Below are 24,744 nucleotides of genomic sequence, written 5' to 3' on the forward strand. Positions count from 1 at the left end.
TTTGGGTCCTATGCATGGGCAAGTATTTTAAAGGAATTTGCAATGAAATAGAGAATAGATATATATAAGAAATGAGGGAAATTATTTATGAAGTTAGGACAAGTAGCGATAAATGTGGAAAATGTGGAAAGAGCGGTTACATTTTATAAGGATGTTATTAATTTATCTCTGTTATTTGAAATGGATGGTCTAGCTTTTTTTCAATGTGGAGATACACGACTTCTGTTAAGTCGAGCTGAAAAAGAAGAATTCAATCACCCCAGCTCCGTGTTATATTTCCAAGTGGAGGATTTAAATAGCGAGGTTTTGAGAATGAAGGAGGCAGGAGCTACTTTCATCGATGAACCACATATGGTAGCAAAGGTAGGGGATACAGAAACCTGGATGGCATTCTTTAAAGATACAGAAGGAAATACACTTGCATTAATGAACGAACGTTAATTTTTCAAAAACAAAAAAGAAGTCGTCACCGATATAACTCGGTAACGACTTCTTTTTGGTGCCCAGCGACGTCCTACTCTCACAGGGGGAAACCCCCAACTACCATCGGCGCTGAAGAGCTTAACTTCCGTGTTCGGTATGGGAACGGGTGTGACCTCTTCGCCATCATCACTAGACTCTTTCGGCTTCCAATATACGGCGCATTGCGTTGTCAACTTCATTCGATCTGTCAGTCACGTACGTTAGTACGTTCCTTCCTTCTCTCACTTGTTTCCTAGCACTGCTTGTATCTTGAAACCCTCATGTAAACTAGAGTGCTTGTTCACTCAAAACTGGATAAACGACATTGTTACGTTAAACAAATTTGGTTAAGTCCTCGATCGATTAGTATTCGTCAGCTGCACGTGTCGCCACGCTTCCACCCCGAACCTATCTACCTCATCGTCTTTGAGGGATCTTACTTACTTGCGTAATGGGAAATCTCATCTTGAGGGGGGCTTCGTGCTTAGATGCTTTCAGCACTTATCCCGTCCACACATAGCTACCCAGCGATGCTCTTGGCAGAACAACTGGTACACCAGCGGTGTGTCCATCCCGGTCCTCTCGTACTAAGGACAGCTCCTCTCAAATTTCCTACGCCCACGACGGATAGGGACCGAACTGTCTCACGACGTTCTGAACCCAGCTCGCGTACCGCTTTAATGGGCGAACAGCCCAACCCTTGGGACCGACTACAGCCCCAGGATGCGATGAGCCGACATCGAGGTGCCAAACCTCCCCGTCGATGTGGACTCTTGGGGGAGATAAGCCTGTTATCCCCGGGGTAGCTTTTATCCGTTGAGCGATGGCCCTTCCATGCGGAACCACCGGATCACTAAGCCCGTCTTTCGACCCTGCTCGACTTGTAGGTCTCGCAGTCAAGCTCCCTTCTGCCTTTACACTCTTCGAATGATTTCCAACCATTCTGAGGGAACCTTTGGGCGCCTCCGTTACACTTTAGGAGGCGACCGCCCCAGTCAAACTACCCGCCTGACACTGTCTCCTACCCGGGTTACGGGTATGGGTTAGAATTTCAATACAACCAGGGCAGTATCCCACCGACGCCTCCTCCGAAGCTGGCGCTCCGGGCTCTAAGGCTCCTGCCTATCCTGTACAAGTTGCACCAAAATTCAATATCAAGCTATAGTAAAGCTCCACGGGGTCTTTCCGTCCTGTCGCGGGTAACCTGCATCTTCACAGGTACTATAATTTCACCGAGTCTCTCGTTGAGACAGTGCCCAGATCGTTACGCCTTTCGTGCGGGTCGGAACTTACCCGACAAGGAATTTCGCTACCTTAGGACCGTTATAGTTACGGCCGCCGTTTACTGGGGCTTCAATTCGCACCTTCGCTTGCGCTAAGCACTCCTCTTAACCTTCCAGCACCGGGCAGGCGTCAGCCCATATACTTCACCTTACGGTTTTGCATAGACCTGTGTTTTTGCTAAACAGTCGCCTGGGCCTATTCACTGCGGCTCTTCTAGGCTATGAACCCAAAAGAGCACCCCTTCTCCCGAAGTTACGGGGTCATTTTGCCGAGTTCCTTAACGAGAGTTCTCTCGCTCACCTTAGGATTCTCTCCTCGACTACCTGTGTCGGTTTGCGGTACGGGCACCTTTCACCTCGCTAGAGGCTTTTCTTGGCAGTGTGAAATCAGGAACTCTAGACATACGTCCTCGCCATCACAGCTCAATGTTATAGAATGCGGATTTGCCTACATTCACACCTTACTGCTTGGACATGCATAACCAACAGCATGCTTACCCTATCCTTCTGCGTCCCCCCATTACTCAAACGGTGGTTTGGTGGTACAGGAATATCAACCTGTTATCCATCGCCTACGCCTATCGGCCTCGGCTTAGGTCCCGACTAACCCTGAGCGGACGAGCCTTCCTCAGGAAACCTTAGTCATACGGTGGACGGGATTCTCACCCGTCTTTCGCTACTCATACCGGCATTCTCACTTCTAAGCGCTCCACCAGTCCTTCCGGTCTGACTTCAACGCCCTTAGAACGCTCTCCTACCACTGATACCAAAGGTATCAATCCACAGCTTCGGTGATTTGTTTAGCCCCGATACATTTTCGGCGCAGCGTCACTCGACCAGTGAGCTATTACGCACTCTTTAAATGATGGCTGCTTCTAAGCCAACATCCTGGTTGTCTAAGCAACGCCACATCCTTTTCCACTTAACAAATACTTTGGGACCTTAGCTGGTGGTCTGGGCTGTTTCCCTCTTGACTACGGATCTTATCACTCGCAGTCTGACTCCCAAACATAAATCATTGGCATTCGGAGTTTGTCTGAATTCGGTAACCCGGGATGGGCCCCTAGTCCAAACAGTGCTCTACCTCCAAGATTCTAACGTTTGAGGCTAGCCCTAAAGCTATTTCGGAGAGAACCAGCTATCTCCAGGTTCGATTGGAATTTCTCCGCTACCCACACCTCATCCCCGCACTTTTCAACGTGCGTGGGTTCGGACCTCCAGTAAGTGTTACCTTACCTTCATCCTGGACATGGGTAGATCACCTGGTTTCGGGTCTACGACCACATACTCATTCGCCCTATTCAGACTCGCTTTCGCTGCGGCTCCGTCTTCTCGACTTAACCTTGCATGGGATCGTAACTCGCCGGTTCATTCTACAAAAGGCACGCTATCACCCATTAACGGGCTCTAACTACTTGTAGGCACACGGTTTCAGGATCTATTTCACTCCCCTTCCGGGGTGCTTTTCACCTTTCCCTCACGGTACTGGTTCACTATCGGTCACTAGGTAGTATTTAGCCTTGGGAGATGGTCCTCCCAGATTCCGACGGAATTTCACGTGTTCCGCCGTACTCAGGATACACTCAAGAGAGAATGAATTTTAGACTACGGGGCTTTTACCCTATCCTGCGGACCTTTCCAGATCGCTTCGTCTAACTCATTCCTTTGTAACTCTATGTAGAGTGTCCTACAACCCCAAAAGGCAAGCCTTTTGGTTTGGGCTATTCCCGTTTCGCTCGCCGCTACTCAGGGAATCGAATTTTCTTTCTCTTCCTCCAGGTACTTAGATGTTTCAGTTCCCTGGGTGTGTCTCAGATGCGCTATGTATTCACGCAAATGTACTGCTCCATTACGAACAGTGGGTTTCCCCATTCGGAAATCTCCGGATCAAAGCTCACTTACAGCTCCCCGAAGCATATCGGTGTTAGTGCCGTCCTTCGTCGACTCCTAGTGCCAAGGCATTCACCGTGCGCCCTTATTAACTTAACCTAAAAGTTAAAAAGTCTTACACGTCGTGATTACGTAAATAATCACAACAGAATTTCTTGTTGTTTATTGTTTCAATGTCGTTTTATCCAGTTTTCAAAGAACAAGAGTTGAATCTTCATATAAAATGAACATTCAAAACTGAACTGCAAAACGTTAAGATACGAATAAAGATTCGTATTCCGATATTATCCTTAGAAAGGAGGTGATCCAGCCGCACCTTCCGATACGGCTACCTTGTTACGACTTCACCCCAATCATCTGTCCCACCTTCGGCGGCTGGCTCCCGTAAGGGTTACCCCACCGACTTCGGGTGTTACAAACTCTCGTGGTGTGACGGGCGGTGTGTACAAGGCCCGGGAACGTATTCACCGTGGCATGCTGATCCACGATTACTAGCGATTCCGGCTTCATGTAGGCGAGTTGCAGCCTACAATCCGAACTGAGAACGGTTTTATGGGATTTGCTCACCCTCGCGGGGTTGCGACCCTCTGTACCGTCCATTGTAGCACGTGTGTAGCCCAGGTCATAAGGGGCATGATGATTTGACGTCATCCCCACCTTCCTCCGGTTTATCACCGGCAGTCACCTTAGAGTGCCCAACTGAATGCTGGCAACTAAGATCAAGGGTTGCGCTCGTTGCGGGACTTAACCCAACATCTCACGACACGAGCTGACGACAACCATGCACCACCTGTCACCGCTGTCCCCGAAGGGAAAAGCCTATCTCTAGGCCGGTCAGCGGGATGTCAAGACCTGGTAAGGTTCTTCGCGTTGCTTCGAATTAAACCACATGCTCCACCGCTTGTGCGGGCCCCCGTCAATTCCTTTGAGTTTCAGTCTTGCGACCGTACTCCCCAGGCGGAGTGCTTAATGCGTTAGCTGCAGCACTAAGGGGCGGAAACCCCCTAACACTTAGCACTCATCGTTTACGGCGTGGACTACCAGGGTATCTAATCCTGTTTGCTCCCCACGCTTTCGCGCCTCAGCGTCAGTTACAGACCAGAAAGCCGCCTTCGCCACTGGTGTTCCTCCAAATCTCTACGCATTTCACCGCTACACTTGGAATTCCGCTTTCCTCTTCTGTACTCAAGTCCCCCAGTTTCCAATGACCTTCCACGGTTGAGCCGTGGGATTTCACATCAGACTTAAAGGACCGCCTGCGCGCGCTTTACGCCCAATAATTCCGGACAACGCTTGCCACCTACGTATTACCGCGGCTGCTGGCACGTAGTTAGCCGTGGCTTTCTAATGAGGTACCGTCAAGGTACGAGCAGTTACTCTCGTACTTGTTCTTCCCTCACAACAGAGTTTTACGATCCGAAAACCTTCTTCACTCACGCGGCATTGCTCCATCAGACTTTCGTCCATTGTGGAAGATTCCCTACTGCTGCCTCCCGTAGGAGTCTGGGCCGTGTCTCAGTCCCAGTGTGGCCGATCACCCTCTCAGGTCGGCTACGCATCGTCGCCTTGGTGAGCCGTTACCTCACCAACTAGCTAATGCGCCGCGGGCCCATCCTGTAGTGACAGCCGAAACCGTCTTTTAACATCTCCCCATGTGAGGAAATGGATTATTCGGTATTAGCCCCGGTTTCCCGGAGTTATCCCAATCTACAGGGCAGGTTGCCCACGTGTTACTCACCCGTCCGCCGCTAAATCAGAAGAAGCAAGCTTCTTCGTCATTCGCTCGACTTGCATGTATTAGGCATGCCGCCAGCGTTCGTCCTGAGCCAGGATCAAACTCTCCATAATAGTTCACTTCCAGTATGCAGAGCACATTGAAAGCGAACAAATTAGAACTAGTTTAAAAGCTCATTTTGTTTTGCTGGCATCATCATTAAATGATGTCCAAAATTGTTTTGCTATCATCCTAACAAGTTAGTTGAAAGCTATGTTTCTTAACGTTTTGCATGTTCAGTTTTCAATGTTCATGTTGTTGTAATGTCGTTTTGACAACTTATATATCATATCAATTTCTGATGTGATTGTCAACAACTTTTTTTAAATTGTTTTTTTGTTTAACGTCACTTGTTAAAGTGACAACTTGATAACTATACCACTTATAATGGTCATTGGCAAGGTCTTTTCCAATTTTCTTTTAGAATTCTATATTTAATGCAAGAACAGCTACGTTTCCTCCTGTTCCTACTATATAAAAGGAATAAATGGATTTTATATAAGGAGAGACTATGTTAAAGGGAAAGGTTGATCATTGATATAAAATACAAAGGCATATCTACGTTCATTTTCCTTTGGAGTCCGTTTTTTACTAAAGTACCCGTTAGTTGTATTAGTACATTATCTTTTATTAAACATTATTGTCATACTGGAACATTATTCTGTCAGTCCTACTAACTTATTATCAACTACCTTCCATACAGGACTTTCAAATGCTTTACGCCTATACTCGTAATCTTCCTTCAATTCCTCTAATGATTCAGCAGGCATTATTTCACCCCATATATGAGAAAATACTTTTCGTTATAATGAACCTCGCATATCTTATAATAAGGGTTTACCACTTTTAAGATATTTATCCTCCAAAACTCTATAATCCAGCACATAAATTCCATTCTCTTTCACCCGAATATGGTCTAATGTTTAACTAGACCATAAAATGGGTTTTTATTAATATCCGTTATAAATTTAATTTCTTTTGCTTGATACATTTTATCACTGTATTCATAAGTAATGATAATATCTCCAACAAACATCGCTGGTGTTATTTGACTACTTACTCTGACCATAAGATTTTTGTTAATTACTTCATAATCTATAACGCTGCCAAAACTTATATCATCAAATAAATGCGTTGATTCTATTGACTTAGTATCGACAATGAATACTTTGTCACCCAAGGTGATTTCGGCTTTTTCAGGAGTTAATTTTGTTTTTACGTTTTTATTGATAATTGCTAAGGGATTATCGACAATGACATCAATCAATCCATTTCTATAACTATAAACATAAACCTCTTCATCTCGCACACCAGAACCGTAACCTTTTGTTAAAGTTATGATTAATTCCTTTTTTCTATCTTCGTTTATGTCTTGGTAGAATATTTTAGGGGCATAGGTTGGGTTTGTAACATTTATCCCAAAAGGTATAAAGTAAGTCTCTCCTTTGAAATCTAGTTTAAAGTCCCGATATAAATCTTCATTCGTTTTCTTAGCGTATAATACTATATCTTCGGATAACTTCGTAACCACTTCATATACTTCTTTTGTTGCACTTAGAGTTTTGGGAACAACAAAGAAAATAAACACTAACACTAAAATAATGTATTTTTTCATAAAAAACACCTCATTTTAGTGTTCCCAGAGATCTTTCTTATACCACTAGATTGTGGCGTTAGTTGAACAAAAAAAGAGCTGTACTATCCAACTCTATATTTCACTAAGGCACCCGTTGGTTAAATAAGCATAAGGTATAACAAAATTATCTTTGGTAAGAATAATTTTGAGGTGATAAATGTGATTCGCAAAATTTTATTTTCGTCAATTCCTATACTTTTCCTTTTTAATCTACTCATAGTAAGTGCTCAAGGCATTACGGAAATTGAACTACTTGATATTGAAAAAAATAAGATAATAACCATGCCAACAAATCCTAAAATACAACTCGAGACTAAAAGAATTATTAAAGAAATTGATAATATTGTTAAAAAATTCAATCCTATTCCAGACAAAGGTTATATAGTGAAAATCCCCTTAACGCTATCTCTTCGATTAGAAAATAAATGGGTGAATACTTTGATTGATGAAGTTATCATTATTATTCCCGAAAATGAAAAGCCTTATTTACTCATATTTGATGATAAAAAAAAGCCTCATTTTTTTACCTTTAAAACAGAAATTGATACGTTACTAAAAACTTTAGATTCTCCCCTTTAAAAAAGACCACTTATTGGTCTTTTTATATGTACTTCTTCAACTAACCTGCGGCTTTCATTCAAAAAGAAAATAGAGTTGCCAAAGCAGCCTATTATCTTTTGTTAAAGTATGAATTAGCTGAATAAGGATTATTTAGAAATCAATAGAATTTGCTATCTGAACGAGTATTTCGGGTGTTACTTTATGAGATACGTCTGCATCAATACTAAACATATACTGCCAATTATCACTTTCGAAGACTAACAAATTAAATCCAAATTCCTTTTTATTCGTTAACACTCCAGAGCACGAAAGCGAATAGCCGACAGATTTTTTCGGCAGCTGCACTCGAACTCTTCGTCTCTCAACTTGCTAAACTTTCTTATATAGTAACTGCCTTCGGCTTATTTTTCAGTAAACAAAAAAAGAAGTCGTCACCGATATAACTCGGTAACGACTTCTTTTTGGTGCCCAGCGACGTCCTACTCTCACAGGGGGAAACCCCCAACTACCATCGGCGCTGAAGAGCTTAACTTCCGTGTTCGGTATGGGAACGGGTGTGACCTCTTCGCCATCATCACTAGACTCTTCGGCTTCCAATTTACAGCGCACTGCGTTGTATCTTGAAATCCTTATAAATAGAGTACTTGTTCACTCAAAACTGGATAAACGACATTGTTACGTTAAACAAAATTTGGTTAAGTCCTCGATCGATTAGTATTCGTCAGCTGCACGTGTCGCCACGCTTCCACCCCGAACCTATCTACCTCATCGTCTTTGAGGGATCTTACTTACTTGCGTAATGGGAAATCTCATCTTGAGGGGGGCTTCGTGCTTAGATGCTTTCAGCACTTATCCCGTCCACACATAGCTACCCAGCGATGCTCTTGGCAGAACAACTGGTACACCAGCGGTGTGTCCATCCCGGTCCTCTCGTACTAAGGACAGCTCCTCTCAAATTTCCTACGCCCACGACGGATAGGGACCGAACTGTCTCACGACGTTCTGAACCCAGCTCGCGTACCGCTTTAATGGGCGAACAGCCCAACCCTTGGGACCGACTACAGCCCCAGGATGCGATGAGCCGACATCGAGGTGCCAAACCTCCCCGTCGATGTGGACTCTTGGGGGAGATAAGCCTGTTATCCCCGGGGTAGCTTTTATCCGTTGAGCGATGGCCCTTCCATGCGGAACCACCGGATCACTAAGCCCGTCTTTCGACCCTGCTCGACTTGTAGGTCTCGCAGTCAAGCTCCCTTCTGCCTTTACACTCTTCGAATGATTTCCAACCATTCTGAGGGAACCTTTGGGCGCCTCCGTTACACTTTAGGAGGCGACCGCCCCAGTCAAACTACCCGCCTGACACTGTCTCCTACCCGGGTTACGGGTATGGGTTAGAATTTCAATACAACCAGGGCAGTATCCCACCGACGCCTCCTCCGAAGCTGGCGCTCCGGGCTCTAAGGCTCCTGCCTATCCTGTACAAGTTGCACCAAAATTCAATATCAAGCTATAGTAAAGCTCCACGGGGTCTTTCCGTCCTGTCGCGGGTAACCTGCATCTTCACAGGTACTATAATTTCACCGAGTCTCTCGTTGAGACAGTGCCCAGATCGTTACGCCTTTCGTGCGGGTCGGAACTTACCCGACAAGGAATTTCGCTACCTTAGGACCGTTATAGTTACGGCCGCCGTTTACTGGGGCTTCAATTCGCACCTTCGCTTGCGCTAAGCACTCCTCTTAACCTTCCAGCACCGGGCAGGCGTCAGCCCATATACTTCACCTTACGGTTTTGCATAGACCTGTGTTTTTGCTAAACAGTCGCCTGGGCCTATTCACTGCGGCTCTTCTAGGCTATGAACCCAAAAGAGCACCCCTTCTCCCGAAGTTACGGGGTCATTTTGCCGAGTTCCTTAACGAGAGTTCTCTCGCTCACCTTAGGATTCTCTCCTCGACTACCTGTGTCGGTTTGCGGTACGGGCACCTTTCACCTCGCTAGAGGCTTTTCTTGGCAGTGTGAAATCAGGAACTCTAGACATACGTCCTCGCCATCACAGCTCAATGTTATAGAATGCGGATTTGCCTACATTCACACCTTACTGCTTGGACATGCATAACCAACAGCATGCTTACCCTATCCTTCTGCGTCCCCCCATTACTCAAACGGTGGTTTGGTGGTACAGGAATATCAACCTGTTATCCATCGCCTACGCCTATCGGCCTCGGCTTAGGTCCCGACTAACCCTGAGCGGACGAGCCTTCCTCAGGAAACCTTAGTCATACGGTGGACGGGATTCTCACCCGTCTTTCGCTACTCATACCGGCATTCTCACTTCTAAGCGCTCCACCAGTCCTTCCGGTCTGACTTCAACGCCCTTAGAACGCTCTCCTACCACTGATACCAAAGGTATCAATCCACAGCTTCGGTGATTTGTTTAGCCCCGATACATTTTCGGCGCAGCGTCACTCGACCAGTGAGCTATTACGCACTCTTTAAATGATGGCTGCTTCTAAGCCAACATCCTGGTTGTCTAAGCAACGCCACATCCTTTTCCACTTAACAAATACTTTGGGACCTTAGCTGGTGGTCTGGGCTGTTTCCCTCTTGACTACGGATCTTATCACTCGCAGTCTGACTCCCAAACATAAATCATTGGCATTCGGAGTTTGTCTGAATTCGGTAACCCGGGATGGGCCCCTAGTCCAAACAGTGCTCTACCTCCAAGATTCTAACGTTTGAGGCTAGCCCTAAAGCTATTTCGGAGAGAACCAGCTATCTCCAGGTTCGATTGGAATTTCTCCGCTACCCACACCTCATCCCCGCACTTTTCAACGTGCGTGGGTTCGGACCTCCAGTAAGTGTTACCTTACCTTCATCCTGGACATGGGTAGATCACCTGGTTTCGGGTCTACGACCACATACTCATTCGCCCTATTCAGACTCGCTTTCGCTGCGGCTCCGTCTTCTCGACTTAACCTTGCATGGGATCGTAACTCGCCGGTTCATTCTACAAAAGGCACGCTATCACCCATTAACGGGCTCTAACTACTTGTAGGCACACGGTTTCAGGATCTATTTCACTCCCCTTCCGGGGTGCTTTTCACCTTTCCCTCACGGTACTGGTTCACTATCGGTCACTAGGTAGTATTTAGCCTTGGGAGATGGTCCTCCCAGATTCCGACGGAATTTCACGTGTTCCGCCGTACTCAGGATACACTCAAGAGAGAATGAATTTTAGACTACGGGGCTTTTACCCTATCCTGCGGACCTTTCCAGATCGCTTCGTCTAACTCATTCCTTTGTAACTCTATGTAGAGTGTCCTACAACCCCAAAAGGCAAGCCTTTTGGTTTGGGCTATTCCCGTTTCGCTCGCCGCTACTCAGGGAATCGAATTTTCTTTCTCTTCCTCCAGGTACTTAGATGTTTCAGTTCCCTGGGTGTGTCTCAGATGCGCTATGTATTCACGCAAATGTACTGCTCCATTACGAACAGTGGGTTTCCCCATTCGGAAATCTCCGGATCAAAGCTCACTTACAGCTCCCCGAAGCATATCGGTGTTAGTGCCGTCCTTCGTCGACTCCTAGTGCCAAGGCATTCACCGTGCGCCCTTATTAACTTAACCTAAAAGTTAAAAAGTCTTACACGTCGTGATTACGTAAATAATCACAACAGAATTTCTTGTTGTTTATTGTTTCAATGTCGTTTTATCCAGTTTTCAAAGAACAAGAGTTGAATCTTCATATAAAATGAACATTCAAAACTGAACTGCAAAACGTTAAGATACGAATAAAAATTCGTATTCCGATATTATCCTTAGAAAGGAGGTGATCCAGCCGCACCTTCCGATACGGCTACCTTGTTACGACTTCACCCCAATCATCTGTCCCACCTTCGGCGGCTGGCTCCCGTAAGGGTTACCCCACCGACTTCGGGTGTTACAAACTCTCGTGGTGTGACGGGCGGTGTGTACAAGGCCCGGGAACGTATTCACCGTGGCATGCTGATCCACGATTACTAGCGATTCCGGCTTCATGTAGGCGAGTTGCAGCCTACAATCCGAACTGAGAACGGTTTTATGGGATTTGCTCACCCTCGCGGGGTTGCGACCCTCTGTACCGTCCATTGTAGCACGTGTGTAGCCCAGGTCATAAGGGGCATGATGATTTGACGTCATCCCCACCTTCCTCCGGTTTATCACCGGCAGTCACCTTAGAGTGCCCAACTGAATGCTGGCAACTAAGATCAAGGGTTGCGCTCGTTGCGGGACTTAACCCAACATCTCACGACACGAGCTGACGACAACCATGCACCACCTGTCACCGCTGTCCCCGAAGGGAAAAGCCTATCTCTAGGCCGGTCAGCGGGATGTCAAGACCTGGTAAGGTTCTTCGCGTTGCTTCGAATTAAACCACATGCTCCACCGCTTGTGCGGGCCCCCGTCAATTCCTTTGAGTTTCAGTCTTGCGACCGTACTCCCCAGGCGGAGTGCTTAATGCGTTAGCTGCAGCACTAAGGGGCGGAAACCCCCTAACACTTAGCACTCATCGTTTACGGCGTGGACTACCAGGGTATCTAATCCTGTTTGCTCCCCACGCTTTCGCGCCTCAGCGTCAGTTACAGACCAGAAAGCCGCCTTCGCCACTGGTGTTCCTCCAAATCTCTACGCATTTCACCGCTACACTTGGAATTCCGCTTTCCTCTTCTGTACTCAAGTCCCCCAGTTTCCAATGACCTTCCACGGTTGAGCCGTGGGATTTCACATCAGACTTAAAGGACCGCCTGCGCGCGCTTTACGCCCAATAATTCCGGACAACGCTTGCCACCTACGTATTACCGCGGCTGCTGGCACGTAGTTAGCCGTGGCTTTCTAATGAGGTACCGTCAAGGTACGAGCAGTTACTCTCATACTTGTTCTTCCCTCACAACAGAGTTTTACGATCCGAAAACCTTCTTCACTCACGCGGCATTGCTCCATCAGACTTTCGTCCATTGTGGAAGATTCCCTACTGCTGCCTCCCGTAGGAGTCTGGGCCGTGTCTCAGTCCCAGTGTGGCCGATCACCCTCTCAGGTCGGCTACGCATCGTCGCCTTGGTGAGCCGTTACCTCACCAACTAGCTAATGCGCCGCGGGCCCATCCTGTAGTGACAGCCGAAACCGTCTTTTAACATCTCCCCATGTGAGGAAATGGATTATTCGGTATTAGCCCCGGTTTCCCGGAGTTATCCCAATCTACAGGGCAGGTTGCCCACGTGTTACTCACCCGTCCGCCGCTAAATCAGAAGAAGCAAGCTTCTTCGTCATTCGCTCGACTTGCATGTATTAGGCATGCCGCCAGCGTTCGTCCTGAGCCAGGATCAAACTCTCCATAATAGTTCACTTCCAGTATGCAGAGCACATTGAAAGCGAACAAATTAGAACTAGTTTAAAAGCTCATTTTGTTTTGCTGGCATCATCATTAAATGATGTCCAAAATTGTTTTGCTATCATCCTAACAAGTTAGTTGAAAGCTATGTTTCTTAACGTTTTGCATGTTCAGTTTTCAATGTTCATGTTGTTGTAATTTCATTTTGACAACTTATAAATCATATCAATTCCTGATGTGATTGTCAACAACTTTTTTTAAATTGTTTTTTTATTTAACGTCACTTGTTTAAGTGACAACTTGATAACTATACCACTTATAATGATAATTAGCAAGGTCTTTTCGTATTTTCTTTTAGAATTCTATATTTTATACAAGAACAGCTATGTTTCACTCCTGTTTCTACTATATAAAAGGGGTTTATTTAAGGGAACTACCCTCCTCATCAATTCCAACTGTTATATCATCTCCAATTAACTTAAAGGTATACTCTCCCTCTGTAGCTTTTTCTATTTCCTTTTTGCAGATCATCTTACATACCTTCTTATAGAGTTAAACAGTCTTCTACTTTCGTATATTGAATAAAATTAATCCCCAATAGTTAAATACCAATAGATCCTTTAAGGTTTAAATTAGGTTTATTTAATCTCTTACTTTTTCATTTTATTAACACTAGAGTCTTAATCCAAATTAATCATATTTATTCCCAATTCTTATACAAAAAAATCCCTTAATGTCTGACTCCGCAACAAATCTTTTAGAACCCCGTGACGCCCTATTCTCACTGGTAGAAACCTCCAACTACCATTGGCGCTAGATTTTAACTTCTGTTCCTGCCAGATTCCACTTGCTCGTACACTTTCTTATATAGTAACTGCCTTCGGCTTATTTTTCAGTAAACAAAAAAAGAAGTCGTCACCGATATAACTCGGTAACGACTTCTTTTTGGTGCCCAGCGACGTCCTACTCTCACAGGGGGAAACCCCCAACTACCATCGGCGCTGAAGAGCTTAACTTCCGTGTTCGGTATGGGAACGGGTGTGACCTCTTCGCCATCATCACTAGACTCTTCGGCTTCCAATTTACAGCGCACTGCGTTGTATCTTGAAATCCTTATAAATAGAGTGCTTGTTCACTCAAAACTGGATAAACGACATTGTTACGTTAAACAAAATTTGGTTAAGTCCTCGATCGATTAGTATTCGTCAGCTGCACGTGTCGCCACGCTTCCACCCCGAACCTATCTACCTCATCGTCTTTGAGGGATCTTACTTACTTGCGTAATGGGAAATCTCATCTTGAGGGGGGCTTCGTGCTTAGATGCTTTCAGCACTTATCCCGTCCACACATAGCTACCCAGCGATGCTCTTGGCAGAACAACTGGTACACCAGCGGTGTGTCCATCCCGGTCCTCTCGTACTAAGGACAGCTCCTCTCAAATTTCCTACGCCCACGACGGATAGGGACCGAACTGTCTCACGACGTTCTGAACCCAGCTCGCGTACCGCTTTAATGGGCGAACAGCCCAACCCTTGGGACCGACTACAGCCCCAGGATGCGATGAGCCGACATCGAGGTGCCAAACCTCCCCGTCGATGTGGACTCTTGGGGGAGATAAGCCTGTTATCCCCGGGGTAGCTTTTATCCGTTGAGCGATGGCCCTTCCATGCGGAACCACCGGATCACTAAGCCCGTCTTTCGACCCTGCTCGACTTGTAGGTCTCGCAGTCAAGCTCCCTTCTGCCTTTACACTCTTCGAATGATTTCCAACCATTCTGAGGGAACCTTTGGGCGCCTCCGTTACACTTTAGGAGGCGACCGCCCCAGTCAAACTACCCGCCTGACACTGTCTCCTACCCGGGTTACGGGTATGGGTTAGAATTTCAATACAACCAGGGCAGTATCCCACCGACGCCTCCTCCGAAGCTGGCGCTCCGGGCTCTAAGGCTCCTGCCTATCCTGTACAAGTTGCACCAAAATTCAATATCAAGCTATAGTAAAGCTCCACGGGGTCTTTCCGTCCTGTCGCGGGTAACCTGCATCTTCACAGGTACTATAATTTCACCGAGTCTCTCGTTGAGACAGTGCCCAGATCGTTACGCCTTTCGTGCGGGTCGGAACTTACCCGACAAGGAATTTCGCTACCTTAGGACCGTTATAGTTACGGCCGCCGTTTACTGGGGCTTCAATTCGCACCTTCGCTTGCGCTAAGCACTCCTCTTAACCTTCCAGCACCGGGCAGGCGTCAGCCCATATACTTCACCTTACGGTTTTGCATAGACCTGTGTTTTTGCTAAACAGTCGCCTGGGCCTATTCACTGCGGCTCTTCTAGGCTATGAACCCAAAAGAGCACCCCTTCTCCCGAAGTTACGGGGTCATTTTGCCGAGTTCCTTAACGAGAGTTCTCTCGCTCACCTTAGGATTCTCTCCTCGACTACCTGTGTCGGTTTGCGGTACGGGCACCTTTCACCTCGCTAGAGGCTTTTCTTGGCAGTGTGAAATCAGGAACTCTAGACATACGTCCTCGCCATCACAGCTCAATGTTATAGAATGCGGATTTGCCTACATTCACACCTTACTGCTTGGACATGCATAACCAACAGCATGCTTACCCTATCCTTCTGCGTCCCCCCATTACTCAAACGGTGGTTTGGTGGTACAGGAATATCAACCTGTTATCCATCGCCTACGCCTATCGGCCTCGGCTTAGGTCCCGACTAACCCTGAGCGGACGAGCCTTCCTCAGGAAACCTTAGTCATACGGTGGACGGGATTCTCACCCGTCTTTCGCTACTCATACCGGCATTCTCACTTCTAAGCGCTCCACCAGTCCTTCCGGTCTGACTTCAACGCCCTTAGAACGCTCTCCTACCACTGATACCAAAGGTATCAATCCACAGCTTCGGTGATTTGTTTAGCCCCGATACATTTTCGGCGCAGCGTCACTCGACCAGTGAGCTATTACGCACTCTTTAAATGATGGCTGCTTCTAAGCCAACATCCTGGTTGTCTAAGCAACGCCACATCCTTTTCCACTTAACAAATACTTTGGGACCTTAGCTGGTGGTCTGGGCTGTTTCCCTCTTGACTACGGATCTTATCACTCGCAGTCTGACTCCCAAACATAAATCATTGGCATTCGGAGTTTGTCTGAATTCGGTAACCCGGGATGGGCCCCTAGTCCAAACAGTGCTCTACCTCCAAGATTCTAACGTTTGAGGCTAGCCCTAAAGCTATTTCGGAGAGAACCAGCTATCTCCAGGTTCGATTGGAATTTCTCCGCTACCCACACCTCATCCCCGCACTTTTCAACGTGCGTGGGTTCGGACCTCCAGTAAGTGTTACCTTACCTTCATCCTGGACATGGGTAGATCACCTGGTTTCGGGTCTACGACCACATACTCATTCGCCCTATTCAGACTCGCTTTCGCTGCGGCTCCGTCTTCTCGACTTAACCTTGCATGGGATCGTAACTCGCCGGTTCATTCTACAAAAGGCACGCTATCACCCATTAACGGGCTCTAACTACTTGTAGGCACACGGTTTCAGGATCTATTTCACTCCCCTTCCGGGGTGCTTTTCACCTTTCCCTCACGGTACTGGTTCACTATCGGTCACTAGGTAGTATTTAGCCTTGGGAGATGGTCCTCCCAGATTCCGACGGAATTTCACGTGTTCCGCCGTACTCAGGATACACTCAAGAGAGAATGAATTTTAGACTACGGGGCTTTTACCCTATCCTGCGGACCTTTCCAGATCGCTTCGTCTAACTCATTCCTTTGTAACTCTATGTAGAGTGTCCTACAACCCCAAAAGGCAAGCCTTTTGGTTTGGGCTATTCCCGTTTCGCTCGCCGCTACTCAGGGAATCGAATTTTCTTTCTCTTCCTCCAGGTACTTAGATGTTTCAGTTCCCTGGGTGTGTCTCAGATGCGCTATGTATTCACGCAAATGTACTGCTCCATTACGAACAGTGGGTTTCCCCATTCGGAAATCTCCGGATCAAAGCTCACTTACAGCTCCCCGAAGCATATCGGTGTTAGTGCCGTCCTTCGTCGACTCCTAGTGCCAAGGCATTCACCGTGCGCCCTTATTAACTTAACCTAAAAGTTAAAAAGTCTTACACGTCGTGATTACGTAAATAATCACAACAGAATTTCTTGTTGTTTATTGTTTCAATGTCGTTTTATCCAGTTTTCAAAGAACAAGAGTTGAATCTTCATATAAAATGAACATTCAAAACTGAACTGCAAAACGTTAAGATACGAATAAAGATTCGTATTCCGATATTATCCTTAGAAAGGAGGTGATCCAGCCGCACCTTCCGATACGGCTACCTTGTTACGACTTCACCCCAATCATCTGTCCCACCTTCGGCGGCTGGCTCCCGTAAGGGTTACCCCACCGACTTCGGGTGTTACAAACTCTCGTGGTGTGACGGGCGGTGTGTACAAGGCCCGGGAACGTATTCACCGTGGCATGCTGATCCACGATTACTAGCGATTCCGGCTTCATGTAGGCGAGTTGCAGCCTACAATCCGAACTGAGAACGGTTTTATGGGATTTGCTCACCCTCGCGGGGTTGCGACCCTCTGTACCGTCCATTGTAGCACGTGTGTAGCCCAGGTCATAAGGGGCATGATGATTTGACGTCATCCCCACCTTCCTCCGGTTTATCACCGGCAGTCACCTTAGAGTGCCCAACTGAATGCTGGCAACTAAGATCAAGGGTTGCGCTCGTTGCGGGACTTAACCCAACATCTCACGACACGAGCTGACGACAACCATGCACCACCTGTCACCGCTGTCCCCGAAGGGAAAAGCCTATCTCTAGGCCGGTCAGCGGGATGTCAAGACCTGGTAAGGTTCTTCGCGTTGCTTCGAATTAAACCACATGCTCCACCGCTTGTGCGGGCCCCCGTCAATTCCTTTGAGTTTCAGTCTTGCGACCGTACTCCCCAGGCGGAGTGCTTAATGCGTTAGCTGCAGCACTAAGGGGCGGAAACCCCCTAACACTTAGCACTCATCGTTTACGGCGTGGACTACCAGGGTATCTAATCCTGTTTGCTCCCCACGCTTTCGCGCCTCAGCGTCAGTTACAGACCAGAAAGCCGCCTTCGCCACTGGTGTTCCTCCAAATCTCTACGCATTTCACCGCTACACTTGGAATTCCGCTTTCCTCTTCTGTACTCAAGTCCCCCAGTTTCCAATGACCTTCCACGGTTGAGCCGTGGGATTTCACATCAGACTTAAAGGACCGCCTGCGCGCGCTTTACGCCCAATAATTCCGGACAACGCTTGCCACCTACGTATTACCGCGGCTGCTGGCACGTAGTTAGCCGTGGCTTTCTAATGAGGTACCGTCAAGGTACGAGCAGTTACTCTCGTACTTGTTCTTCCCTCACAACAGAGTTTTACGATCCGAAAACCTTCTTCACTCACGCGGCATTGCTCCATCAGACTTTCGTCCATTGTGGAAGATTCCCTACTGCTGCCTCCCGTAGGAGTCTGGGCCGTGTCTCAGTCCCAGTGTGGCCGATCACCCTCTCAGGTCGGCTACGCATCGTCGCCTTGGTGAGCCGTTACCTCACCAACTAGCTAATGCGCCGCGGGCCCATCCTGTAGTGACAGCCGAAACCGTCTTTTAACATCTCCCCATGAGAGGAAATGGATTATTCGGTATTAGCCCCGGTTTCCCGGAGTTATCCCAATCTACAGGGCAGGTTGCCCACGTGTTACTCACCCGTCCGCCGCTAAATCAGAAGAAGCAAGCTTCTTCGTCATTCGCTCGACTTGCATGTATTAGGCATGCCGCCAGCGTTCGTCCTGAGCCAGGATCAAACTCTCCATAATAGAGAACTTAAAAAGCTCAATTTGTTTTGCTGGCATCATCATTAAATGATGTCAAAAATTGATTTGCTATCATACTAACTAAGTTAGTTGAAAGCTATGTTTCTTAACGTTTTGCATGTTCAGTTTTCAATGTTCAATATTCAATGATATTAAATAATGGAGCGGGTGAAGAGAATCGAACTCTCATCATCAGCTTGGAAGGCTGAGGTTTTACCACTAAACTACACCCGCATTAATTTTTGTTAAATTGTTATGTGACTGGTGCGGCCGAGAGGACTTGAACCTCCACGGGGTTATCCCCCACTAGGCCCTCAACCTAGCGCGTCTGCCGTTCCGCCACGACCGCTTAGTACTTAACAGAACAAGGTTGATTATACTCTCGAACACCTTAAATGTCAACAACAATTTGATGAGCCATGTAGGATTCGAACCTACGACCCTCTGATTAAAAGTCAGATGCTCTACCAACTGAGCTAATGGCTCAAAAATGGCTGGGGTACCTGGATTCGAACCAGGGCATGATGGAATCAAAATCCATTGCCTTACCGCTTGGCTATACCCCAACATGGCGGTCCCGACCGGGATCGAACCGGCGATCTCCTGCGTGACAGGCAGGCATGTTAACCGCTACACCACGGGACCGTTGAAAATACAAAGTAATAAATATAAATGGTAATGACCCCTACGGGATTCGAACCCGTGTTACCGCCGTGAAAGGGCGGTGTCTTAACCGCTTGACCAAGGGGCCATAATGGCTCCGAAGGTAGGACTCGAACCTACGACCGATCGATTAACAGTCGATTGCTCTACCACTGAGCTACTTCGGAATAACTTTTGTCGTTTTGTTTTACTCGACTTTTTCTATTATAGAGAGGGTTTTGCAAAACGTCAACTACTTTTTGATAATTTATTTAAGATTTTCAAAAGAAACTAACATTAGGTCTCCAAAACACTTGCCACAACGGTATTTCCTAGTATTTAAACGAATTTTCCGATTATATGAAAGAGAGCATTTTACGCATTTATACGTATATCTCTTTTTACTTTTCCGGACATTTCTCTCCACTAAAGTAGAACAAAATCTAGGTGAGTTTGTTATTTTAAGTAACTCCCTAAAGTCAGTATCTCTATGCTGATAGCCTTTTCCTTCTATATGTAAGTGATAATGACAAAGCTCGTGTTTGATCACGCCTAGCAATTCCTCCATTCCGTACTTTTCGAAAACTAGCGGATTCACTTCTATATTGTGCGATCTCAACATATACCTTCCACCAGTTGTTCTAAGTCTTTTGTTGAAATATGCTTTATGTTGAAATTGTTTCCCAAAGACTTCGTTTGATACATGACTTACTAGTTCGTGTAATTTTTCATCAGACATATTATCTCCCCCCTATTTAAAAAGAGGTTGTCCAGTGGCATATCTCCATTGGACAACTCTATTCGTTACACTTGTTGTTCAGGAGGAAGCATCGTTAATGCAATCCTTCCTTTGTTGGCATCAAACTGTTCTACCCAGACAGTAACTATATCTCCAAGGGAGACAACATCTAAAGGATGTTTGACAAAGCCTTTTTTTAGTTTAGAAATATGAACTAGGCCATCTTGTTTTACACCAATATCTACAAATGCACCGAAGTCTACTACATTTCTTACTGTTCCTTGTAACTCCATTCCTGTTTTTAAGTCCTCTAATTTGAGTACATCTTTTTTCAGAATTGGCTGCGGGAATGCTTCACGAGGGTCACGCGCTGGTTTGATCAATGTATCTACAATATCCTTTAATGTGATCTCCCCTATTTCTAACTCTCTACTTACTTCTTCAATAGAAATTTTCTTTAGTGCCTCTTCTGCTTCTTTTGTGCCTATTTGCGTCTTCTTAAGTCCTGCAATTTCCAGTACCTGCTCCGCTCCCTTATAACTTTCAGGGTGGATTCCTGTTGCATCAAACGGATTTTTTGCATCTGGTACGCGTAAAAACCCAACTGCTTGTTCATAAGTTTTGGCTCCAAGGCGTGGAATTTTCTTAAGTTGTGCTCGCGAAGTAAACCTCCCTTGCTCGTTTCTCATATTAACCACGTTTTCTGCAACTGTTTTTGACAGCCCTGAGACGTATTGTAAAAGGGAAGCAGATGCAGTATTTACATTTACTCCTACTTGGTTAACCGCAGTTTCTACTATAAAGGATAAGGAATCGGATAATTTCTTTTGCGAAACGTCATGTTGGTATTGTCCTACTCCTACTGCTTTTGGATCTATCTTCACTAATTCCGCCAAAGGATCCTGCAATCTTCTAGCAATAGATACCGCACTTCTCTGCTCTACTTGTAAGTCAGGAAACTCATTACGCGCTGTTTCAGATGCTGAATACACACTGGCACCCGCTTCATTTACTATTACATACGCTACCTCGCCCTCTACCTCTTTCAAACAGTCCACAATGAATTGTTCTGTTTCGCGAGAAGCGGTACCATTTCCGATAGCTATTAAAGAAATAGGATAGTTTTTTAAGTAAGCAAGTACTTTTTTCTTGGAACCCTCCACATCCATTTTAGGCGCATGTGGATAAATAGCCGATACTTCTAGCAGTTTTCCTGTATCATCTACAACCGCTAATTTACACCCAGTACGATAAGCTGGATCGACACCTAGAATTACTTTTCCCTTTAATGGTTGTTGCAATAGTAGGTTCCTTAGGTTTTCGGAGAATATGTGAATAGCCTGAGCTTCTGCTTTTTCTGTAAGCTCTGCTCGAATCTCTCGTTCAACAGAAGGCTGAATTAGTCGTTTGTATGAGTCTTCTACCGCCAATTCAATTTGTTCCACTGCATCACTAGAGGATGGTTTAATCCAATGTGTTTTCATCACATTAGCTGCTTTCTCCATAGGAACTTGAAGAGCAACTTTTAAGATATCTTCTTTTTCCCCTCGGTTTACCGCTAATATACGATGAGGAACTATCTTTTTAACAGGTTCTTCGTACTCATAATACATTTCAAACACATTCTTTTCATCTAGCTCTGCCTTTTTGACCGATGTAATAATTTTACCGTCCGCACGGGTAATATTACGGATTTGCTCTCTTATTTTCGCGTCGTCAGCAAATTGCTCAGCTAAGATATCTCTAGCTCCAAGTAACGCATCCTCTACTGAAAGAACTTCTAGTTCTTCATTTAAATAGCCTTCTGCTATCTTAGAAATGGATTCTTTAGGGAAAGTCATGATGAGAGCCGCCAAAGGTTCTAATCCTTTTTCCTTTGCAATAGTAGCCTTTGTTCTACGTTTTTGCTTATATGGTCGATATAAATCTTCTAATCGTTGCAATACCGTCGCATTTTTAATAGAAACAGTTAACTCTTCGGTTAGTTTACCTTGCTCTTCAATTAAGCGAAGGATCTCTTCTTTTCTTTGTTCCAACTGCTGTATGTAATTATACCGATCTTCAACGGCTTTAATTTGGACTTCATCTAAAGAGCCTGTTTGTTCTTTTCTATATCGTGCTATAAAAGGAACCGTATTTCCCTCTTCTAGTAATTTTATAACTTGTTCAGCTTGTGATGATTTAACACCTGTATCTTTTGAAACAAGTTGGAGCATTTTCTTTATTTCCAATATGAACACGTCCTTTCTTTATAGTACTCAGTTTATCATATTTGTTACCTTCTAGAAAAAGCCAAACAAAAAAGCTTACCCTATATTAGAGTAAGCTTCCTACTATAAACGTTGAGTCGTCGCCATGTTCAATTTCTTTAAAAATCGTTTCATAGAGACATTCCGCATTCGAGGCATTTTTTATAGTGGATTTTGGACTTTTCATCACAACCCCGTCTGAGTGAAGCATGAACAAATCATTTTTTTCACAGGCATATGTTTGGGTATTAATCTTTTGCTTTCTGCCTGATAAGTAGCCCATAACGGGTAGAGGATAAATCATTTTATCGGTAGAGCGTTTATACATATAAAACTTCACATTACCAACACAGCTATAGGATATAGTTTGATGTTTATAATCTATTTTAACTATCGCTACTGCTGCACCTCTCTTACTAACCATTAACTCGTTGCAACGTAGTAGTAATTCATCTAATGTTTCTTCTTTATATTCCTCTAGAATCTTCGGGATAATATCTGCAGACTCTTTAGCCACAGGTCCATTTCCCAACCCATCTGCTATAGCACAAAGCATAAACTCATCTGTCTTTGTAATATAATAAGTATCTCCAGATTCTAGATTTCCACTTTTGGCCTCTTGGTATACAAACAAATCTACTTTGTCATCTGAAAAATTCATCATTTAACTACTTCACCTGACAATAAAATGGCCTCCTGTAATTTCTTTATAGCCTTTCGTTGAATCCTAGATACATGCATTTGGGATATACCTAGACGATCTCCTGTTTCTTTTTGACTAAGCTGCTCCATGTATGTAAGTTGAATGATTTCTTTCTCTCGATCTGATAATACATTTAGTGCATTAGCAACAAGTAAGCGTTGATCTGTTTTCTCGTATTCGCCATCTGCTTTACCAATAACATCAAATAACGTAATGGTACTACCGTCTGAGTCAGATTCAAGTGAATGATCCATAGATAATGCCTGATAACTTTTACCCATTTCCATGGCTTCAAGCACGTCTTCTACTTCTACACCTAGAAAATCAGCGATTTCCGGAATAATAGGAGAACGTTGGAATTCCACTGTTAGTGTTTCCACTGCTACTCGGATTCGTGGTCCAAGTTCTTTTATCCTTCTTGGAACATGTACAGCCCAAGTTTTATCTCTTAAAAAGCGTTTTATCTCTCCGATAATGGTAGGGATAGCAAAAGCTTCAAAGTTTTTTCCGAATGATGGATCATATCTTCGGATAGCTCCAAGAAGACCAAGCATGCCGACTTGGGCGATATCCTCATGATGCGATTTACCATTAGAATATTTTCGAGCAATGGATTCTACCAACCTAGTGTAATTCAGTACTAAGTTAGTTTGTGCCTCTTCACTTTCTGTCTCTTGATATTCTTTGATCCAACCCAATATTTTCTCTTTCGATTCTTTATTAGGAAGGGACGTGTTCGACATTTTCATCCACCTGCTCTACTCTGACATGTTTCGTCATAAATACAGTAACGCCTTCTTGGTGATGTACTTTAACCTCATCCATTAATGTCTCGATCAAATATAAACCAAGACCTCCTTCTCTCAAGTAAGATCCTTCCTCTAAATCATGATAAGGGCCGACTTTTGCTTTCGTTTCTTCAAAGTCAAAACTTTTACCATGATCCGCTACCATGATTTCTATTTTTTCATCGTATAATGCACAGCCAATAACCACTTCGCCTTCCTCATTATCCGCATATGCATGTTGGACTGCATTTGTAATCGCTTCACTTGCAGCTATTTTTAAGTCTTCGATATCATCATACGTAAATCCGATACGATTGGCCAAACCAGAAATTGTGAGGCGAGCAACGCTAACATATTGAGGCTTTGCAGGCACCCGAATTTCAACATAATCAAACGGTTTCATCTATTTTCACCTCTTCATCTCTAGCCTGTATATCCATAATTTCCACTAAACCAGTAATATCAAATAAGCGCTTCAATCTAGATGAAAGTCCCGTTAACTCCATATGACCATTTGCAGCTATGACGCTCTTATAAAAGCCCACAAAAACACCTAGTCCCGTACTATCCATATAGGAAACATCTTGTAAATTCAATTCAACATGTATATTATCCTGTAAGGTTACCTCTGCAAGTTTCTCTCTTAAAATCGGCGCTGTAAAAGCATCAATTTCTCCACCAATTAATCCTTTAATATGCAATTCAGCTATCGTTTGTAATTCAACTGAAATATTCATTTTTATTCCCCCGTTTTCGCTATATATAGTCTATTATCTATTGTCTATAGTCTCTATACCACAAAGCAG

The 24,744-nt window shown here is 45.0% G+C and carries 9 protein-coding genes, 7 tRNA genes and 9 rRNA genes; 2 read left to right on the plus strand and 23 right to left on the minus strand.

Features of this window, described 5'->3' with window-relative positions; translation table 11 throughout:
* The first annotated feature begins 87 nt into the window (after positions 1–87).
* Positions 88–441 (plus strand): VOC family protein, encoded by a 354-nt coding sequence (locus MHI47_RS16970; protein WP_340831608.1) that lies wholly within the window; start codon positions 88–90, stop codon positions 439–441.
* 60 nt (positions 442–501) lie between these two features.
* On the opposite strand, the gene rrf (MHI47_RS16975) is transcribed toward MHI47_RS16970, so the two are convergent.
* The 4 genes from rrf (MHI47_RS16975) to MHI47_RS16990 form a co-directional block, all read right to left on the minus strand.
* Positions 502–617 (minus strand): 5S ribosomal RNA (rrf, locus tag MHI47_RS16975).
* Between the two features lie 188 nt (positions 618–805).
* Positions 806–3,734 (minus strand): 23S ribosomal RNA (locus MHI47_RS16980).
* A 195-nt stretch (positions 3,735–3,929) separates the two neighbouring features.
* Positions 3,930–5,483: ribosomal RNA gene (locus tag MHI47_RS16985) — 16S ribosomal RNA — on the minus strand.
* The 16S, 23S and 5S rRNA genes sit together here, the layout of an rRNA operon.
* Positions 5,484–6,325: 842 nt before the next feature.
* Positions 6,326–7,024, minus strand: a complete 699-nt coding sequence (locus MHI47_RS16990; protein ID WP_340831609.1) for a hypothetical protein — start codon at positions 7,022–7,024, stop codon at positions 6,326–6,328.
* Positions 7,025–7,204: 180 nt separating this feature from the next.
* On the opposite strand from MHI47_RS16990, the gene MHI47_RS16995 reads away from it, so the two are divergent.
* Positions 7,205–7,624, plus strand: a complete 420-nt coding sequence (locus MHI47_RS16995) for a hypothetical protein (protein WP_340831611.1) — start codon at positions 7,205–7,207, stop codon at positions 7,622–7,624.
* A 448-nt stretch (positions 7,625–8,072) separates the two neighbouring features.
* On the opposite strand, the gene rrf (MHI47_RS17000) is transcribed toward MHI47_RS16995, so the two are convergent.
* The 19 genes from rrf (MHI47_RS17000) to MHI47_RS17090 all read right to left on the minus strand — a co-directional run bounded on the left by rrf (MHI47_RS17000) (position 8,073) and on the right by MHI47_RS17090 (position 24,675).
* A 5S ribosomal RNA gene (gene rrf / locus MHI47_RS17000) occupies positions 8,073–8,188 on the minus strand.
* Between the two features lie 109 nt (positions 8,189–8,297).
* A 23S ribosomal RNA gene (locus tag MHI47_RS17005) occupies positions 8,298–11,226 on the minus strand.
* Between the two features lie 195 nt (positions 11,227–11,421).
* Positions 11,422–12,975 (minus strand): 16S ribosomal RNA (locus MHI47_RS17010).
* A gap of 942 nt (positions 12,976–13,917) precedes the next feature.
* Positions 13,918–14,033, minus strand: a 5S ribosomal RNA gene (gene rrf / locus MHI47_RS17015).
* 109 nt (positions 14,034–14,142) lie between these two features.
* Positions 14,143–17,071 (minus strand): 23S ribosomal RNA (locus MHI47_RS17020).
* 195 nt (positions 17,072–17,266) lie between these two features.
* A 16S ribosomal RNA gene (locus tag MHI47_RS17025) occupies positions 17,267–18,820 on the minus strand.
* Between the two features lie 157 nt (positions 18,821–18,977).
* A tRNA-Gly gene (locus tag MHI47_RS17030) sits at positions 18,978–19,051 on the minus strand.
* Between the two features lie 28 nt (positions 19,052–19,079).
* A tRNA-Leu gene (locus tag MHI47_RS17035) sits at positions 19,080–19,166 on the minus strand.
* 64 nt (positions 19,167–19,230) lie between these two features.
* Positions 19,231–19,303: transfer RNA gene (locus MHI47_RS17040), tRNA-Lys, on the minus strand.
* 5 nt (positions 19,304–19,308) lie between these two features.
* A tRNA-Gln gene (locus tag MHI47_RS17045) sits at positions 19,309–19,383 on the minus strand.
* A gap of 3 nt (positions 19,384–19,386) precedes the next feature.
* Positions 19,387–19,462: transfer RNA gene (locus MHI47_RS17050), tRNA-Asp, on the minus strand.
* A gap of 34 nt (positions 19,463–19,496) precedes the next feature.
* Positions 19,497–19,568 (minus strand) — tRNA-Glu (locus tag MHI47_RS17055).
* A 4-nt stretch (positions 19,569–19,572) separates the two neighbouring features.
* Positions 19,573–19,647, minus strand: a tRNA-Asn gene (locus MHI47_RS17060).
* Positions 19,648–19,727: 80 nt separating this feature from the next.
* Positions 19,728–20,198, minus strand: a complete 471-nt coding sequence (locus tag MHI47_RS17065; RefSeq protein WP_340831612.1) for a SprT family protein — start codon at positions 20,196–20,198, stop codon at positions 19,728–19,730.
* Positions 20,199–20,263: 65 nt separating this feature from the next.
* A complete protein-coding gene (locus MHI47_RS17070; protein WP_340831613.1) occupies positions 20,264–22,429 on the minus strand; it encodes a Tex family protein in 2,166 nt (721 codons plus the stop codon).
* Between the two features lie 85 nt (positions 22,430–22,514).
* Entirely contained in the window at positions 22,515–23,111 is a 597-nt protein-coding gene (locus MHI47_RS17075; RefSeq protein WP_093537584.1) for a PP2C family serine/threonine-protein phosphatase, read from the minus strand.
* The gene (gene sigB / locus MHI47_RS17080; RefSeq protein WP_093537583.1) at positions 23,108–23,893 is read right to left on the minus strand and encodes an RNA polymerase sigma factor SigB; all 786 of its coding nucleotides are present in this window, start codon (positions 23,891–23,893) and stop codon (positions 23,108–23,110) included. The genes MHI47_RS17075 and sigB overlap by 4 nt, the downstream gene beginning before the upstream one ends.
* Positions 23,871–24,341: an anti-sigma B factor RsbW gene (gene rsbW / locus MHI47_RS17085; protein ID WP_340831614.1), complete on the minus strand. Its 471-nt coding sequence runs from the start codon at positions 24,339–24,341 to the stop codon at positions 23,871–23,873. Before rsbW ends, sigB begins: the two co-directional genes overlap by 23 nt.
* Entirely contained in the window at positions 24,328–24,675 is a 348-nt protein-coding gene (locus tag MHI47_RS17090) for an anti-sigma factor antagonist (RefSeq protein WP_093537581.1), read from the minus strand. Before MHI47_RS17090 ends, rsbW begins: the two co-directional genes overlap by 14 nt.
* Positions 24,676–24,744 lie beyond the last annotated feature (69 nt).

Source organism: Psychrobacillus sp. FSL H8-0487 (assembly GCF_038008385.1).
Lineage (GTDB): Bacteria > Bacillota > Bacilli > Bacillales_A > Planococcaceae > Psychrobacillus > Psychrobacillus psychrotolerans.